The sequence below is a fragment of the Streptomyces sp. NPDC046931 genome (assembly GCF_040644655.1).
Classification (GTDB): domain Bacteria; phylum Actinomycetota; class Actinomycetes; order Streptomycetales; family Streptomycetaceae; genus Streptomyces.
Genome location: NZ_JBEYWX010000004.1, coordinates 318,867 through 335,119, shown reverse-complemented (window position 1 = coordinate 335,119; position 16,253 = coordinate 318,867). Strand labels below are relative to the sequence as shown.

At 72.5% G+C, this 16,253-nt stretch carries 14 protein-coding genes and 1 pseudogene; 10 read left to right on the top strand and 5 right to left on the bottom strand.

Annotated elements, in window-relative coordinates; genetic code table 11:
- The first annotated feature begins 249 nt into the window (after positions 1 to 249).
- Positions 250 to 1,728, top strand: coding sequence for a hypothetical protein (locus ABZ876_RS11250; protein WP_361777813.1), 1,479 nt, complete (start codon positions 250 to 252; stop codon positions 1,726 to 1,728).
- 93 nt (positions 1,729 to 1,821) lie between these two features.
- Here the strand turns inward: ABZ876_RS11250 and ABZ876_RS11245 are convergent, their stop codons facing one another.
- Entirely contained in the window at positions 1,822 to 3,156 is a 1,335-nt protein-coding gene (locus ABZ876_RS11245) for an ABC transporter substrate-binding protein (protein ID WP_361777810.1), read from the bottom strand.
- Positions 3,157 to 3,273: 117 nt separating this feature from the next.
- Here ABZ876_RS11245 and ABZ876_RS11240 point away from each other — a divergent pair, with 117 nt between their 5' ends.
- A complete protein-coding gene (locus ABZ876_RS11240; RefSeq protein ID WP_361777807.1) occupies positions 3,274 to 3,774 on the top strand; it encodes a hypothetical protein in 501 nt (166 codons plus the stop codon).
- Positions 3,775 to 3,846: 72 nt separating this feature from the next.
- Positions 3,847 to 4,728, top strand: a complete 882-nt coding sequence (gene purU, locus ABZ876_RS11235) for a formyltetrahydrofolate deformylase (protein WP_361777804.1) — start codon at positions 3,847 to 3,849, stop codon at positions 4,726 to 4,728.
- Between the two features lie 9 nt (positions 4,729 to 4,737).
- On the opposite strand, the pseudogene ABZ876_RS11230 reads toward purU, so the two are convergent.
- Positions 4,738 to 5,847, bottom strand: a pseudogene (locus tag ABZ876_RS11230) (zf-HC2 domain-containing protein); the annotation flags it as partial.
- 14 nt (positions 5,848 to 5,861) lie between these two features.
- Positions 5,862 to 6,449, bottom strand: coding sequence for a sigma-70 family RNA polymerase sigma factor (locus ABZ876_RS11225; RefSeq protein WP_361777801.1), 588 nt, complete (start codon positions 6,447 to 6,449; stop codon positions 5,862 to 5,864).
- Between the two features lie 361 nt (positions 6,450 to 6,810).
- On the opposite strand from ABZ876_RS11225, the gene ABZ876_RS11220 reads away from it, so the two are divergent.
- Together ABZ876_RS11220 and ABZ876_RS11215 are read left to right on the top strand one after the other, a co-directional pair.
- Positions 6,811 to 7,191: an STAS domain-containing protein gene (locus ABZ876_RS11220; protein ID WP_234511885.1), complete on the top strand. Its 381-nt coding sequence runs from the start codon at positions 6,811 to 6,813 to the stop codon at positions 7,189 to 7,191.
- 237 nt (positions 7,192 to 7,428) lie between these two features.
- Positions 7,429 to 7,941, top strand: coding sequence for an EF-hand domain-containing protein (locus ABZ876_RS11215; protein ID WP_361777798.1), 513 nt, complete (start codon positions 7,429 to 7,431; stop codon positions 7,939 to 7,941).
- Here the strand turns inward: ABZ876_RS11215 and ABZ876_RS11210 are convergent.
- Positions 7,920 to 9,434 carry an AMP-binding protein gene (locus ABZ876_RS11210; RefSeq protein WP_361777795.1) on the bottom strand — a complete coding sequence of 505 codons (1,515 nt, stop codon included), beginning with the start codon at positions 9,432 to 9,434 and terminating at the stop codon, positions 7,920 to 7,922. The two genes, ABZ876_RS11215 and ABZ876_RS11210, sit on opposite strands and share 22 nt — an antisense overlap.
- A 177-nt stretch (positions 9,435 to 9,611) precedes the next feature.
- Between ABZ876_RS11210 and ABZ876_RS11205 the strand changes: the two genes are divergently transcribed.
- The 3 genes from ABZ876_RS11205 to ABZ876_RS11195 all read left to right on the top strand — a co-directional run bounded on the left by ABZ876_RS11205 (position 9,612) and on the right by ABZ876_RS11195 (position 12,630).
- Entirely contained in the window at positions 9,612 to 10,766 is a 1,155-nt protein-coding gene (locus ABZ876_RS11205; RefSeq protein WP_361778141.1) for an acyl-CoA dehydrogenase, read from the top strand.
- 6 nt (positions 10,767 to 10,772) lie between these two features.
- Positions 10,773 to 11,660, top strand: a complete 888-nt coding sequence (locus ABZ876_RS11200; RefSeq protein WP_361777792.1) for an acyl-CoA dehydrogenase family protein — start codon at positions 10,773 to 10,775, stop codon at positions 11,658 to 11,660.
- A gap of 478 nt (positions 11,661 to 12,138) precedes the next feature.
- Positions 12,139 to 12,630 (top strand): ATP-binding protein, encoded by a 492-nt coding sequence (locus ABZ876_RS11195; RefSeq protein WP_361777789.1) that lies wholly within the window; start codon positions 12,139 to 12,141, stop codon positions 12,628 to 12,630.
- A gap of 482 nt (positions 12,631 to 13,112) precedes the next feature.
- On the opposite strand, the gene ABZ876_RS11190 is transcribed toward ABZ876_RS11195, so the two are convergent.
- Positions 13,113 to 14,039 carry a cyclase family protein gene (locus ABZ876_RS11190; RefSeq protein ID WP_361777786.1) on the bottom strand — a complete coding sequence of 309 codons (927 nt, stop codon included), beginning with the start codon at positions 14,037 to 14,039 and terminating at the stop codon, positions 13,113 to 13,115.
- A 91-nt stretch (positions 14,040 to 14,130) separates the two neighbouring features.
- Between ABZ876_RS11190 and ABZ876_RS11185 the strand changes: the two genes are divergently transcribed.
- Both ABZ876_RS11185 and ABZ876_RS11180 read left to right on the top strand, forming a co-directional pair.
- Positions 14,131 to 15,042, top strand: coding sequence for an SDR family oxidoreductase (locus ABZ876_RS11185; protein ID WP_361777783.1), 912 nt, complete (start codon positions 14,131 to 14,133; stop codon positions 15,040 to 15,042).
- Positions 15,043 to 15,097: 55 nt separating this feature from the next.
- Positions 15,098 to 16,252: an acyl-CoA dehydrogenase family protein gene (locus ABZ876_RS11180; RefSeq protein ID WP_361778138.1), complete on the top strand. Its 1,155-nt coding sequence runs from the start codon at positions 15,098 to 15,100 to the stop codon at positions 16,250 to 16,252.
- Position 16,253 lies beyond the last annotated feature (1 nt).

The window sequence follows — 16,253 nt, the reverse complement described above, 5'->3', positions numbered from 1 at the left end:
CGGTGGCGGGGCTGGTCCCGGTGACGGGCCTGGTGCCGGCCGGGGCGGCGTATGCCCGGGCGGCGCGTCCGGCCCCCGGGACGCATCCCCGTCGGCGGAGCATCGTCGCTGCCGGGTGGTTTGTGGCTGCTCGCGCGGTTCCCCCGCCCCTCGGCGGGACGCTCCGCCCGTGCTGCGTGGCACCCGGCTCCAGGGACCCGGTAGCGTGAGCCGACGATTCCGTAGGTTCCCCCATTCGTAGGAGTCCCGGTGACGCAGAGTGGACAGGGCGAGGAGCCCTCGGCGCGGCCCGCGCGCGAAGGCATCGTGCTGCCCTCCGACGGCGGCGAGCCCTTGCTGCCGGGCACGGCGGGCGGAACGAACGGTTCCACCGTCCCGACGGGTGGTCGCGACGGCCAGGCAGCCCCGGCAGGCGGACAGAGCTGGGGCCAGCCGTGGGGCCCGGGGCAGTCCGCCCAGACGCCGCCCGCCCAGAACTGGGGCGGCGCCGACGCGGGGCAGTCCTGGGGCGCACAGCCGTCCTGGGAGTCCGCCGACCCACGGACCGCCTGGGGCACCGGTCCCGCACCGCAGCAGGGGGCCGGACCCCTGCCGCCCGAGAGCGCGCAGCCGTCCCCGTACGGGATGCACGGACAGCCCGGCGCCCAGGCCGCACCGCACCCGCAGCACTCCGCGCCCCTGCCACCCGCGGACGAGGGCGCCACGCAGTACATCCCCCCGGTGACCAACGCGCCCGACGAGGGCGCGACGCAGTTCCTCCCGCCGGTCGGCGCGGGAGCCCTGCCGCCGGAGATGCCGGCGGACGACGCGACCCGGTTCCTCGGGCGTGCCGGGGCCGTGCCTTCCGCCCCCGGTCCCGATGCGCAGGCCACGCAGTACCTCCCGCCCGTACCCGGGCAGCCGGGCCCGGCCCCCTACGGTGCGCCGCCGGCTGCGCCCGGGACCGCCGGTCAGCCGCCCGCCGTGTTCGACAACCTCTTCCGCGACGGCTCGGGCGGAGCCGAGTCCACCCAGCACCTGCCGCGGTTCGACGCGGCGGGCGCACCGGGCATGCCCGCGGGCCGGGACGGCGGCGACGAGGGAGGCGGCGGTATCCGCTCGCGCATCCCGCTCCTCGCGGCCGTCGGCGTGGGCATCGTGGTCCTCGGCATCGGGGCGGGCGCCCTGCTCGGCGGTGGGGGCGGCGACGGCAAGGACAACCACAGCACGTCCGTCGCGGCGACCGGACCGGCCAAGGACTCCTCGTCCTCCTCCCCGGACGGTGCCGACCCCGCCCAGGCGCAGGCCGCCGCGCTCGACAAGCTCCTCGCCGACAGCGGCAACAGCCGCGGCACGGTGATCAAGGCGGTGGCCGACGTCAAGGGCTGCCAGAACCTCGACCAGGCCGCCAACGCCCTGCGCGACGCGGCTAAGCAGCGCAACGACCTGGTCACCCGGCTGTCCGGGCTCGCGGTGGACAAGCTCCCCGGTCACGGCGAGCTGACCGCCGCGCTCACCAGCGCCTGGAAGGCGTCCGCGGCCGCCGACACCCACTACGCCGCCTGGGCCGACCAGGTCTCGGGCAACAAGAAGGCGTGCAAGAAGGGCCAGGCGCGCACCACCGGCCAGACCGCGGCCGGCAACCGGGCCAGCGTCACCGCCAGCGCCCAGAAGAGCAAGGCCGCGGGCCTGTGGAACGCCATCGCGCAGAAGTACGGCCTGACCCAGCGCCAGCCGACCCAGCTCTGACCGCCGCGGGGCGCCTCACCCGGTCCTCGCGGCGGGGCGCCTCACCCGGTTGCGGGGAGGGGGCGCATCACCCGGTTGCGGGGAGGGGGCGCATCACGAGCTCGTCGCGTTCTCCAGGGTCTTCGACACGTTCACAAAGCCCTTGCGTGCCCCCACCAGCTGCCCGTCGCGGACGACCTGGAAGGTCACGTCCGAGTTGATCAGGCGTGGGAAGTCGACGACCGCGGTCAGGTCCTGGAAGCGCCACCTCAGGGTCGGCGTGAGACCGCCCGTGTCCACTTGCAGGCCGTTGTCGAGGGCCGCGCGGATCGTCCGCGCCGAGACCTCGCCGTTGCCGAGCGAGGCGACGGCCTTCGCCAGGACGGTGTACGCGATCCAGGTGGTCTGCACCCCGGCGTCCGCCGGATCGATCCGGTTGTCGCCGAAGGCCTGCTCGCGGATCACCTTCTTCATGGAGTCCCAGCGCGCGTCGGAGGCCTCCGGGTACCAGCTGGTGACGTATGCGCCCTCGTACGGACCCGACTTGCCGCCCGACGCGTCGATGGCGGACTGGTCGACGCTGCCGAGCACGGAGGCCGTGCCCACCGCCGGGTACCCGTCGCTCAGCCGGCGGAAGGAGTCCATGAAGGTGCCGGTGCGCTCGTCGAGGGAGGGCACCACGCACCCCTTCCTCTGAGGGGTCGTGGTCGCCTTCCGAAGTGCCTCCTGCGCCTGGACGTCGAGGGCGGTGGCGTCCTCGGCGGCGCGCACGTCGGCGGCCGCGTCGTGGCCGCCCGCCTTCAGCCCGGCGTTGAGCAGCAGCGGGAGCTGGTCGCCGGCGATGGTGTCGGGCCGCACCAGCGCGACGGGACCGCACTTCGCGCCCAGCTCCTCGCCGAGTCCGGCCAGCAGTGCGGGCTGACCGCCGTTGACGGGGTAGGAGAGCACGCTCTTGAACTCGTCGTCGGTGAGCCCGTAGCCGCCGATGTAGGGGATGCCCGCCGACTCCAGCGGGGAGAGGAAGGAGGACGCGTACTGGCTGTAGGAGCCGACGACCGCGACGACGTTCTCCTTGACGGCGGTGCGGGCGCATTTCGCCGCGCCCACGTAGTCGTTGTGGTCGTTGCAGGTCAGAACGTTGAGCTTGCGGCCGCCGAGTCCGCCGTGCGCGTTGATGTAGCGCGCGTACGCCCTGGCCATGGCCGGCATGCCCGGCTTGTTGGTCGCCGAGGTCTTCTCCGGCGCCCAGGTCATGACGGTCACGGTGTTGTCCCCGGATCCCCCCGTGGTCCCGGGGACGACACCGCATGCGGCGGCGATCGACGCGACCGCCACCAGCGCGCCCGCGGAGAACAGGGCCGCCCTGACACGGGGAGTCGCTGCTCTGCGGACGGAGCCCTGCACAGGGGTGCGGGTGGGGGAGGAGCTGGTGTCTCGCCTGCCGGTCATGGACACTCACGATTCCGTCACATCACTAACCCGGAAGTGACCTCCGGTCAACGCGAGGTGACTCAGAGGTGAATTGCGGGGGCCGGTGATGCGTATTCAACGGGGAACGTACGATCGGTGACCGTGCAAGGTTCGGAGAACTCTTCCCGTCGCGGCCGTCGCTCCTCCACCATGGGCGGCATGCCACTCAACGACATGCCGTGGTGGCGCTGGCGCAGCAATGTGCGCTCCGCGCTGCACATGCTCTCCGACCCGGTGTTCCAGCGAGATGTCTGGATGGCCGGTATCGACGGATACGGCGACTTCACCGACGCCGTGTACCGCCTGGTCGAGGACACCTGGCTGGACAACTGGTCGGCCGAGAAGTACGTCGGCACGATCTTCCGCGACTCGCAGGAGGCGGCCCTCGTGGACACCGCCGTCCTGCGCGTGCTGCGGATCATGCACCAGGTCGGGCCGGACGCGCCCGTGGCGGCGTACCTCGACCACCACGGCTGGCCGGAGGCGGTGCGGGCGGCACGCGACGCGCATGTGCGGCTCTCGGTGAGCGACGGCGACGACCCGGACACGCCCCCGCGGACGCTCGAGGTGCTGCGCATCCTCACGCGGACGGCGTAGCCGTCCCGCTGCGCCGTCCGCGTGGCGGGACGGCGCCCCCTGCGGGCCCGCGGACATGAGACCCTGGCGTGCATGAGTGAGCAGTCCTCCCGGGCCGCGGCCCCCGCCGACCAGTACGTCCTCACCCTCTCGTGCCCGGACAAGCAGGGCATCGTGCACGCCGTGTCGAGCTACCTCTTCATGACCGGCTGCAACATCGTGGACAGCCAGCAGTTCGGAGACCACGACACAGGACTGTTCTTCATGCGGGTCCACTTCTCCGCGGAAGCTCCGGTCACCGTGGACAAACTGCGGGCGAGCTTCGCGGCGATCGGCGACTCCTTCCAGATGGAATGGCAGATCAACCGGGCCGACGAGAAGATGCGCGTCATCCTGATGGTCAGCAAGTTCGGCCACTGCCTGAACGACCTGCTCTTCCGCGCCCGGACCGGCGCGCTGCCCGTCGAGATAGCGGCCGTCGTGTCCAACCACACCGACTTCGCCGAGCTGGTGGGCTCGTACAACATCCCCTTCCACCACATCGCTGTGACGAAGGACACCAAGCCCGAGGCCGAGGCGCGGATGCTCGAGCTGGTCCGCGAGTGCGACGTCGAGCTGGTGGTCCTGGCCCGCTATATGCAGGTGCTCTCGGACGACCTGTGCAAGCAGCTCAGCGGCCGGATCATCAACATCCACCACTCGTTCCTGCCGAGCTTCAAGGGCGCGAAGCCGTACCACCAGGCCCACGCGCGCGGGGTCAAGCTGATCGGTGCCACCGCGCACTACGTCACGGCCGACCTCGACGAGGGCCCGATCATCGAGCAGGAGGTCGAGCGGGTCGGCCATGGAGTGACCCCGGACCAGCTGGTGGCGATCGGCCGCGACGTGGAGTGCCAGGCGCTGGCGCGCGCGGTCAAGTGGCACGCCGAACGCCGGATCCTGCTGAACGGCCGGCGCACGGTGGTGTTCGCGTAGGGCCCCGGTCTACATCCGGCTCAGGGACGCGGCCGCGAACAGCACGTCCCTGATCGCCTCCCGGTCGCCGAGCTGCCCCGCGGCCGCTTCCTCGGGCGGCACATGGCCGGCGGCCAGCCGGCAGAACTCCGCTCCGTCCAGTGCGACATGCGCCACCTCGTGCTCGGCGGAGGCGACCGCGCCGGGGGATTCGAGGGCGATCAGCCACTCGCCGCCGCCCGAGCCCTCGATCTCCAGACGCAGGCTGCGCCCGGGCTCCCCCGCCGGAACCAGGTGCCGGGTGCGGGCGGGCGAGGCCAGCCCGGCTCGCCGCCGTGCCGCAAGCACGGCGGGCAGCATCCGCGCCGCCAGGTCGATCATCCGGTTCAGATGGCGCGGCGCCGGCGGCTCGTACGGATAGTCGACGGCGCCCGCGATGTCCTCCGCGTGCACCCAGCACTCGAAGGCCCGGTCCAGCATCGCGTCGCGCAGCGGCAGCTCGAACCCGCCGTACGGCACCGAGAGCTTCCCGGTCCCGCCGGTGAACGACACCGTCCGCACCAGTTGGTGACTCTGCTCGCGCCAGGGAACCCGCACGGACCGGGTCGGCGGGAAGTGGGAGTCGCGCCAGTACGCCTCCGTGCGCCCGCGTGGCGTGGCGGACCCGGCGGCCGCGCCCGCGAGCGGGTCGTCGAGCCCCAGCGTCACCGCCACCAGCCCGTCCACGGAGAGCAGATGGGCGATCACCCCCGCGACGGTCGTACGACGACTCGCCGGCCGGTTCCCGTCGAACCACCGCAGCCGTACGGGCGCGTGCCACTCGGCCTCGCCTATGTCCTGGAGCAGGGCGTCCAGGCGCGCGGCCTCCGCGTCGTACGGAGCGGCCCAGTCCGGTACCGGGATACGGGGCGGGCGCCGGTCCAGGCAGCTCTCCAGGACCCGGGTGCGCAGGCCCGGATCCAGGTCGAGGCTCTCCGGGCGCTGCAACAGCCCCACGGCCTCGCGCAGCCGCCGCGCCTCGTCCGCGCACGGGCCGCAGCCGCCGAGGTGCGCCTCCACGGCCGCGGTCTCCTCCGCCGAACAGGCGGCGAGCGCCCAGGCCCCGAGCAGCGACTTCAGCACCCGGTGCTCGAGCACGGGCGGTCCTTGGGACGTCACGCGGCCCCCGGTTCGTCCGGGGCGGCGTCGGGTCCCGAGGGGTCGGTCTCGTAGGCAGTGGACAGCAGTTGGAGGCCGAGGCGGAGACGGCGGCGGGCCTCGTCCTCCGTGATGCCGAGGTCGGTGGCCGTCTGGCGGTAGTCCCGGCGCTGGAAGTAGGCCCGTTCCAGGGCGGCGCGCAGCGGTGCCGGCATCGAGGTGACGATGTAGTCCGCGCGGGCCGTGACCGCGGCGTGGCGCACCTTGTGCTCCAGCTCCTCGGGGGTGCCCCGGCCGCACCGGGCGAGCGCGGCGGTCTCGGTGGCGCGCAGCCGCTGGACGGCGAGCCGGTGGGTCAGCATGGCGACCCAGGAACGCAGGGGACCCTGCTTCGGGTCGTAGGCCTCGGGGTTGTGCCAGACATGGGCGAACACCTCTCGCGTGATGCCGTCGGCCGCTTCCTCGTCCCCGAGCACACGGTGGGCGAGCCCGTGCACGAGCGAGGCGAACCGGTCGTAGCACTCGCCGAGCGCGGCCGCCTCGCCGCGGGTGAGCCGCTGCTGCATCCTGCGGTCCCACCGGGGTGGTGCGTCCTTCTTCGCCATGCGGCCCCTCCTCCCCCCTCCCTGCCCGGCGCCCCGGTCCGGCCCAGCCTGTGGCCCCTGCCTCCTCGAATGTAGTCGGCACGTCGGACAGCGCACGCCCCTTTGCGGCAATGTGCGCCCCTCGGCGCGCCGCAGGTGATAGGGGGAGCAGCCGCATGGGACCGGTGTCGCGGACGACGACTCCCATCCACGGCCTCCGATCGGGAATGAACGGACCGGATCGTTACCGACCGGATTGGCTCATCTACCACGCGCTTTCGATCGATAGTTCGGTGTTTCATGGAGAGGCGTTGGGGCAGCCACGCTGATGGAAGCGTAGGGACGGCTTCCGTTTTTGTCGGGACGCAAGCGAGCGGGAGGCGTGGCGGTGACGCTCAAGGTGACCTACGGGGAGCGCGGTGAGTGGGCCGTGCTCCATGTCGCGGGCGAATTGGACCTGGTGACCTCCCCGGTGCTGCGCCAGCGGGTGCACGACGCCGTGGCGGACGGCCGCCATCGCGTGGTCCTCGACCTGTCGGAGGTCGTCTTCTGCGACTCCAGCGGTGTCGGCGTGCTCATCGCCACCCGCCGGCTGATCCGCTCCTGCCGGGGCGGGCTCAGACTGATCCTGCCCGGACGCAGCGCGGTGGAGGGCTCCCACGTCAACCGCGTCCTCGCCGCCCTCGGGGTGCGCCGCCTCTTCGAGGTCTACGCGGATGTCGTCTCGGCCACCGACGAGGAGTCACGCCCTCTCTCCGCGTAAGCCCTGCGCTCCCCGTGTGAGCCCTTGCGCCCCCCCGGCTCCAGTCCTTGCGCCCACGCGCGACGGCGCGCCCGGCGCATGCCGGTCAACGGAACGTCGCAGGACGGCCACACTGTTGTCGCAGAATTCCTGCGGTCTTGGTACAAGCGTCGTTTTCCGTCTCCCCGCGCACCTCCGGCATCGTACGCTCCGTGCCAGACGCACCACCGACCTCACGTAAGGCGGCCCGAGAACATCATGGTCAGCACCGAGTACGAGCGCAGGATCGCCGCCCGGTTCGCCACCTTCGACCAGGACGGCAACGGCTATATCGACCGCGAGGACTTCAGTGCGGCGGCCAAGTCCGTCCTCACCGAGTTCGGCACCGCGGCCAGATCCGAGCAGGGGCAGGCTCTGTACGCGGGTGGCGAGGCGTTCTGGCAGGGCATGGCCGGCATAGCGGACCGGGACGGCGACCAGCGCATCACCCGTGAGGAGTTCGTGGGCAGCGCGGTCAAGCGGCTGCGCGACAACCCCGAGCGGTTCGCGGAGATCGCCCGCCCCTTCCTGCACGCGGCGCTCGCCGTCGCGGACGGTGACCACGACGGCCGGGCCACCGTGCAGGAGACCGCGCGTGTCCTCAGGGCGCTCGGGGTGGGCGAGGACACCGCCCGGGCGGCCGCCGAGGCGCTCGACGCGGACAGTGACGGCCACGTCGGCGAGACGGAGATCGTGGCCGCGTTCGCGCGCTACTTCACCGTGCCGGAGTAGCGCTCCCGCAGCCTGTACTTGAGCACCTTCCGCAGGGTGTCGCTCCGCGGAAGGGCGTCCACCACCTCGAGCCGCTCCGGCAGCTTGTGCACGGACAGTCCTTCGGCGCGCAGATACGAGGCGACCGCGTCCAAGGTCAACACCCGCGCGCCAGGCTGACGTTCCACCACCGCGCAGACGCGTTCGCCGCACTCCTCGTCGGGCAGCCCGATCACCGCCACGTCCCGCACCGCGGGGTGCCCGTGCAGCAGGTCCTCGATCTCCTTGGCCGAGATGTTCTCGCCCTTGCGGATGATGACGTCCTTCAGTCGTCCGGTCAGCACCAGATGACCGCTGTCGGTGAGGTGTCCGAGGTCGCCGGTGACGAAGAACCCCTCATCGTCGAAGGCCTCCGCCGTCCGGGCCGGGTCCAGATACCCCTGGCAGACGGCTTCTCCCCGCAGGCGCACCTCGCCGTCGACGATCCGTATCTCCATCCCCTCGGGCGGCCGCCCCTCCGTCGTCGCCAGGTCCGTGGCCGAGTCGTCCGGCCGCCCCATGGTGATCATGGGCACCTCGGTCATGCCGTAGCCGTGGGCGAGCTGCACCCCCATCTCGCGCACGACGCGGTGGTAGAGCTCGGGGGGCTTGGGCGCCCCTCCGCCCGCCAGCAGCCGCAGCGTCGGGATGAGCGGGACTCCCGGCTGTTTGCGCTGCTCGGCGAGGAACATCGAGTAGAAGGCGGTGGACCCGCCGGCCACCGTCACCCCGTGCCTGCGGTAGCCCTCCAGCGCCTCCGGCAGCGCGAACCGCTCGAACATCACCGCCGGGAAGCCGTACAGCAGCAGCATCACCGTGTAGTCGGGGCCGCCGATATGCGCGTACGGGAAGGCGATCGAGCCCACGTCGTGCTCGGACAGGTGCAGCGCGTGCGCGAGGCAGGACCCGCCCGCGATGAGCGAACGGTCCGTGTGCAGCACGCCCTTGGGGTCGGAGGTCGTCCCGGAGGTCCAGTAGATCCAGCGGACCGAGGTGCCGTCGGCGGGCGGGGGAGGCAGCACGGACGGGTTCCCGTCGGGCAGGTCCTCGCCGTCGTACGCCCGGAAGACGCCCCGCGCGCCGAGCCGCCGCGCCATCGCCGTGTGGTCGAAGCCCCGCCAGGTGCCCGGCACCGCGAAGAACTCCGCCCCCGCCCGGTGGAGCGCGAAGCCGACCTCGCGTTCGCGGTAGAAGGGGATGACCGGCGTCTGGACGGCCCCGAGGCGGGCCAGTGCGAAGGACAGCAGGGCCGTCTCGATCCGGGTGGGCAGCTGCCAGGCGACCACGGTCCCCGGGCGTACACCCATGCCGTACAGCCCGGCGGCCACCCGCTCGGCCCGCTCGCACAGCTCACCGAAGCTCAGGGAACGGTCGTCCTGGAGCAGAACGGGCCGGTCGGGGGTGAGGGCGGCGCGCCGGGCGGCCAGTTCCCACAGCGTCCGGGAGGTGCCCAGCGCGTGCGCGGTGTCGTTCACATCGGCCCCCTGAGCTGACGGTTAGTCAGATAGTGCGCCGAGCGTAGGGCCGCTCGCCTTGCCGGTCCAGGGGTGCGGAGTTAATCTGCTTCCCGGACCGAACTGACGAACCATCAGATAATGTGCGACAGGGAGGGGCCGGAAACCAATGGTGAGCACGTCGTACCCGGACCGCTAGTGGAACTCGCCCACTCGCCCGAGGAGGAGGAGTTCCGGGCCCGGCTGCGCGCATGGCTGGCCGAGGTGCTGCCGACCCTGCCCCCGAAGCCGTCCCCCGACGACTGGCCGGCCCGGCGCGCCTACGACCTGGGCTGGCAGCGGATGCTGTACGACGCCGGATACGCGGGTCTGCACTGGGCCGTGGACGCGGGCGGACGGGGGGCCACCCCCACCCAGCACCTGATCTTCCTGGAGGAGACGGAGAAGGCGGGCGCCCCCTATGTGGGTGCCAACTTCGTCGGGCTGCTGCACGCGGGACCGACGATCGCCGCCGAGGGCACCCCCGGGCAGCGGGCGCGCTGGCTGCCGCCCGTGCTGCGCGGCGAGGAGGTGTGGTGCCAGGGGTTCAGCGAGCCGGACGCCGGCTCCGACCTGGCCTCGCTGCGCACGCGCGCGTGGCGGGACGGAGACACCTATGTGGTGAGCGGGTCCAAGATCTGGACCTCGCACGCCGAAGTGGCCGACTGGTGCGAGCTGCTGGTCCGTACGGACACCTCGGCGCCGAAACACCGGGGCATCACCTGGCTCGCGATGCCCATGGACGCGCCGGGCGTCACCGTACGGCCGCTGCGGACGCTCGCGGGGTCGAACGAGTTCGCCGAGGTGTTCCTCGACGAGGTGCGGGTGCCGGTGGCCAACCGGGTCGGCGCCGAGAACGACGGCTGGCGCGTGACCATGGTGACGCTCTCCTTCGAACGCGGCACGGCGTTCGTCGGGGAGGTGGTGGCCTGCCGCCGCGTACTGCGCGAGCTGGCCCGTGCGGCACACGACGGCGGCCGCTGGGACGACGCCCCGCTCCGGCGGCGGCTGGGCCGGCTGAACGCGGAGTTCCGTGCCCTGTGGCGGCTCACGCAGTGGAATGTGAGCGAGGCGGAGAAGACCGGGGGAGTGCCCGGCGTCGGAGGCTCGGTCTTCAAACTGAGGTACTCGCACGCCCGTCAGGAACTGTTCGACACCGCCGCCGAGGTGCTGGGCGCCGGCTCCCTCGACCTCGACCACCCCTGGGTCCTGGACCGGCTGTCCTCGCTGTCCTACACGATCGCGGCGGGCACCTCGCAGATTCAGCGGAACATCGTGGCCGAACGCATTCTGGGCCTGCCGAAAGGGCGGTGACTCACCGTGCGCTTCCGACTGAACGACGAACAGGAGGCTCTGCGGGCGGGCGTGCGCGCACTGCTGGCGCGCCGCTTCGGCCGGGACGCGCTGCGGGCCGCCGTCGGGCGGCCCGGCGTGCTGGACCGCGCGCTCTGGCGCGAGCTGGGCGCGGCGGGCCTGTTCGCGCTGCGGCTGCCGGAGGCGGAGGGCGGGGCCGGAGCGGGGCTGCCCGAGGCGGTGCTGGCCTTCGAGGAGGCGGGCCGGGCCCTCCTGCCGGGTCCGCTGGTGGCCACACACCTGGCGGCCGGCGAGGTGGCGGGCGCGGCGAGCGGTGAGACGGTGGTCACGGACGTGTCGGGTGGCCTGGTGGAGTGGCTGGCGCAGGCGGACGTCGTACGGGGGGACGCGAGCGGCGCCGTACCGGTCCGCTCGGTGGATCCGCTCACGCCCCTGCACCGGGTGGCAACGGTCCGGGGTGCGACCCCCGCCCCGGACCCGGTGGCCGTCCTGCTCACCGCCGCCGAGCAACTGGGCGGCGCCGCCCGGGCCTGCGAGCTGGGGGTGGCGTACGCACGGACCCGGGAGCAGTTCGGACGGCCGATCGGTGCCTTCCAGGCGGTCAAGCATCTGTGCGCGCAGGGTCTGGTGCGGGTGGAGACGGCCCGGGCGGCCGTGTACGCCGCCGCGGTCACCGCCGATCCCCTCGACATCGCCACGGCCCGCCTGCTCGCCGACGAGGCGGCCGTCCGCGGGGCGCGCGACTGCCTCCAGGTGCACGGCGGGATGGGCTTCACCTGGGAGTCCGAGGTGCACCTCTTCCTGAAGCGGGCCTGGGTGCGGACCCACCGTGCGGGGCCGAATGCACACAGTGACGACATGCTCGCCGAGGATCTTCTCTCCGGAACGGCCTGAGGGGCTCTGTACAGGCATTCTCCGGGATGGGGTGCCATGGATGTCGCGGATTGTGTCAATCCGTAATCACAGAGCGTTGATATCGGGTTGTGTCCTATGCGTGACTTGTCACGGGCTGGAGTCGGCGCGGGGCTCCGGTACCTTGTGTGAGATGCGAGTGGTCCCGAGCGCGAGCCATACCGACGCGGCCCCTGTGGCGGCGCCGGATCCGGCGATGCGTGCCGCTCGCTGGGCGGTGCGGACCCCCGCACCTGCCTGTTCGACTCCCCGTGGCAAGCGTCGCACAGTATGCCGTACGCGTACTCCTTCGCGCTGGAATATGCCCGAAGCGCTTGTTGGGGTGACTGTACGTCAACCATGCTGTCGTGCAAGGGAATCACGGTGCGTGATCCTGGTTCCTGCCATGCAGACGATGACCACGATCGTGGCGCTCGTGAGGCGCGAGGCGATGTGTCCGCCGGTTCGGATGGTGTGAGCGGTGCAGGTGCTTCAAGTGCAGCTGGAGGTCCGGCCCGACCCCGCGGAGGTGGGGCGAGCGCGAAGGTGGGCCCGTTCCCGGCTCGCCGGGTCGGGGATAGGCGCGGACGAGCCGCTGGCCGAGACCTTGATCCTGCTCGTCTCCGAACTGGTCACCAACGCCGTGGTGCACACCGGCTGCCCGGCCGTGCTGCGCCTGCTGCTGACAGGTGTCCGGGACGACTCCTCCGGCGCCCCGGCCGGCACCGTCCGTCTCGAGGTGGCCGACACCAGTGCCCGCCCGCCCGTCCCCCGGCACGCGCGGGGTGACGAGACCGGCGGCCGCGGCCTGGAACTCGTCGACGGTCTCGCCGACCGCTGGGGCTGGGACCCGGAGGGTCCGGGCAAGCGCATCTGGTGCGAAGTGGACCGCTGTACCGCGGGAGTGACCCGCCGGATCGGGGTACGCACGGCGGAGTCGGCGCTTGCCGACCTCGCCTACGGCGCGGTCTAGCAAGCCCGGTCCGGTCGGCACTCTCCGGGCGAACTTCCTCCGACGGGCGCCATCCGGCGGGCCCCCGGGGTGCCCCGGCGGTCCGCGGCACGGGCGCGCGCCCGGATGTGCGCCCGCACGGCCCCGGTCGCCGGGAGCGGTGCACCGTCGGTGCGCCGGGGTGCGCTTCCGCGCGCGCCCTCATGAAAAGACCGTCAGTCAGGAATTGCCGAGGGGCTGTTGACGCGGGGTGCCCGGGTGATCACGCTGGTGTCCAGCGATGCGCCGCGAGGGGACGACGAGGGTTGCGGTGACGGAAACCCTCGACGAGTGCGGATCGCGATTCGGCGTCGGCTCCTTACGGGGCCAGACGGTCTCCTCGAGACCGTCCGAGGAGCGGGGCGGGCGCGCCGGAGCGGGATGGCGGTGCGCGGTGCCGCGCTCGGGGCGGGCACGGACGCGCCGCCATCCCCTTCTCAGAGGATCACCAGCGGTACCACTTCTCAGAGGATCGCCACCGGGGCCACGGGTGCTCCCGTGCCGCCGGTGAAGGGCTCGGGCGTCGCCGACAGCAGGAAGGTGAAGCGCCCCGTTTCTCCACAGGCTGTGGACAACTCTTCGAGATTCCAGTTCTGGCCCTGCGGCATCCCCATCTCCACAAGATCCAGCGCATGGACGGGCAGCCACAGATCCTCGATCTCGGGAGGAAAGATCTCAAAGGTGAGCGTGTCGTTCGCGACGGCCGCCACATCGCGCGCGTGGAACCACTCCGGGGCGCGCACGGACAGTCCCGGTGACGGATATCCGTAGGCGTGCCGGTCGCCGGCGAGATAGGTCCGGATCTGCCCGGTCCGCACCAGCACGATGTCCCCGGCCCGCACGCGCGTACCGGCGAACTCCTCGGCCGCGTCCAGGTCTTCGGGGGCGACGGCGTGCCCGCCGCCGAGCCGTTCCCTGCCGAGCGCGCGGGGCACGTCGAGCAGGACACCGCGGGAGACGATGTGCCGCGGCTTGTCGATCCCGGCGAACGCCGCGCCGCCGTGGGGGGTGATGGTCCCGGCCGGGCGCCCGTTGTAGAGCCTCCCGGAGTGCGAGACATGGCTGAGCGCGTCCCAGTGGGTGCCCGCCTGCAACCCCATGGTCACCGCGTCGTCGCTGCACGCCACGGTGCCGGGTCCGAAGAGCTCCTGATTGATCTGCACCATGACGTGCAGCGGATTGACCCGTCCCGGGATCACACCGGTCTGCACCCCGTCCTGCCGCAGGGGGAGGGCGAGCGGAACGCGCAGCCCGCCGCGCACGCAGGCCGCGGCCTCACGCACCACCTCGTCGGTGATGAGGTTCAGCGTCCCGATCTCGTCGTCGCCGCCCCAACGCCCCCAGTTGTTGACGCGCTTGGCGATGTCACGGAACTCGGCCGGCAGTGACATGACTCCTCCCCGGGGCTTGTCTCCGAGCAGCTGACGGGCCGTAGAATCAAGAAACTAACGGACCGTCAGAATCTGTGGGAAGGGGCCGGGCATGGGGAACTTCTTGGCAGGCAAGGTCGTCGCCGTGACCGGTGCGGGCCGCGGGATCGGACGGGCGGTCGCGCTGGCCGCGGCCGCCGAGGGAGCCCGGGTCGTCGTCAACGACCTCGGGGTGTCCGTGGAGGGCGCCGCACCCACCAGCGCGGTCGCCGAGGCCGTGGTCAAGGAGATCGAGACGGCGGGCGGCGAGGCCGTCGCGGTGGCCGACGACATCGCGACGATGAGGGGCGGGCAGCGGGTCGTGGACGAGGCGCTCGCGTCGTACGGCCGCCTGGACGGCGTTGTGTGCGTGGCCGGGATCCTGCGCGAGCGGATGCTGTTCAACATGACGGAGGAGGAGTGGGACCCCGTGGTCGCCACCCATCTCAAGGGCACCTTCACGGTGTTCCGCGCGGCATCCGCCGTGATGCGCGCCCAGCGGTCGGGCACCCTGATCGGCTTCACGAGCGGCAACCACCGGGGATCGGTCGCGCAGGCCAACTACAGCGCGGCCAAGGGCGGCATCATCTCCCTGGTACGCAGCGCCGCGCTGGGCCTGCACAAGTACGGGGTGACGGCGAACGCGGTGGCGCCGGTGGCCCGCACCCGGATGTCGGCGAACGTCCCCCTGGAGCTCAAGGAGATCGGCGAACCGGAGGACGTGGCCGCGCTGGTGGTCTACCTGCTGTCGGACCGCGCCCGGGAGCAGCGCATCACCGGTCAGGTGTACACCATCGCCGGTCCCAAGCTCGCCGTCTGGGCCCAGCCGAGGGAGCTGAGGGCGGCCTACGCGGAGGGCCCCTGGACGCCGGAGAGGATCGCCGGCGTCCTGACCGGGGCGGTGGGGACGGACCCGATGCCGCTCCTCGCGCAGCTGGAGGCGATGGAGCGGGCGGCCCGGGAAGGCGCCCGGCCCAACGCGTGACGCGGTCACCGACCGCGGCTGAGCACACCAGGCAACCCGACATGAGGCGGTGACCGTGGAGTTCGGCCCCAACCCCGAAGACCGGGCCTTCCGAGCCGAGGCGAGGGCCTGGCTGCGGGCCCACCTCGCCCCCGACACCGGCCGGCGCGACTGGGAACGCACCCTCGGCGCCGCCGGCTGGATCGGCCTCGGCTGGCCGGAGGGCGGCCACGGCAACCGCCGCGCCACCCTCACCCAGCAGGTCGTCTGGGCGGAGGAGTACGCCCGGTCGGGGGCGCCGCCCCGGTCCGGCCACATCGGCGAGAACCTCCTCGCCCCCACCCTCATCGCGCACGCCACCCCGGAGCAGAAGTCCCGCTTCCTTCCTCCCATAGCGCGCGGCGAGGAACTCTGGTGCCAGGGCTACAGCGAGCCCGGCGCCGGCTCCGACCTCGCGGGCGTCCGCACCGCCGCCGTACGCGACACCCCGTGCACCTACCGTGTCACCGGCCAGAAGATCTGGACCTCCCTGGCCCACGAGGCCGACTGGTGCTTCGTTCTCGCCCGCACCGACCCGGCCGCACCCCGGCACCGCGGCCTGACCTTCCTCCTCGTCCCGATGGACCAGCCCGGCCGCGTCGAGGTCCGGCCGATCCGGCAGCTCACCGGGACCAGCGAGTTCAACGAGGTGTTCTTCGACGGGGCGGCGGCCCGCGCCGAGCACGTGGTGGGCGGCGAGGGAGGGGGCTGGCGGGTCGCGATGAGCCTGCTCGGCTTCGAGCGCGGCGTCTCCACCCTGGCCCAGCAGATCGGCTTCGCCCGGGAGCTGGGCGAGGTCGTACGGACGGCGGTGGCGACCGGCGCGGCGGACGACCCCGTCGTACGCGCCCGGCTCGTCGACCAGTGGGCCGAACTGCGGACCATGCGCTGGAACGCCCTGCGCACCCTGGGCGGCACGGCGGACGCGGGCGCCCCCAGCGTGGCCAAGCTGCTATGGGGCCGCTGGCACCAGCGGCTGGGCGAGCTGGCGATGCTGGTACGCGGGGCGGCGGGGGCGGCGGGCCCGGCCGACTGGACGCCGGGAACCCCGTACGAACTGGACGCCGACCAGCACCTGTTCCTCTTCGGCCGCGCCGACACCGTCTACGGCGGCTCGGACGAGATCCAGCGCACGATCATCGCCGAGCGCGTGCTCGGCCTGCCCAAGGAACCCAGGGGACCGGCAGCCTGAG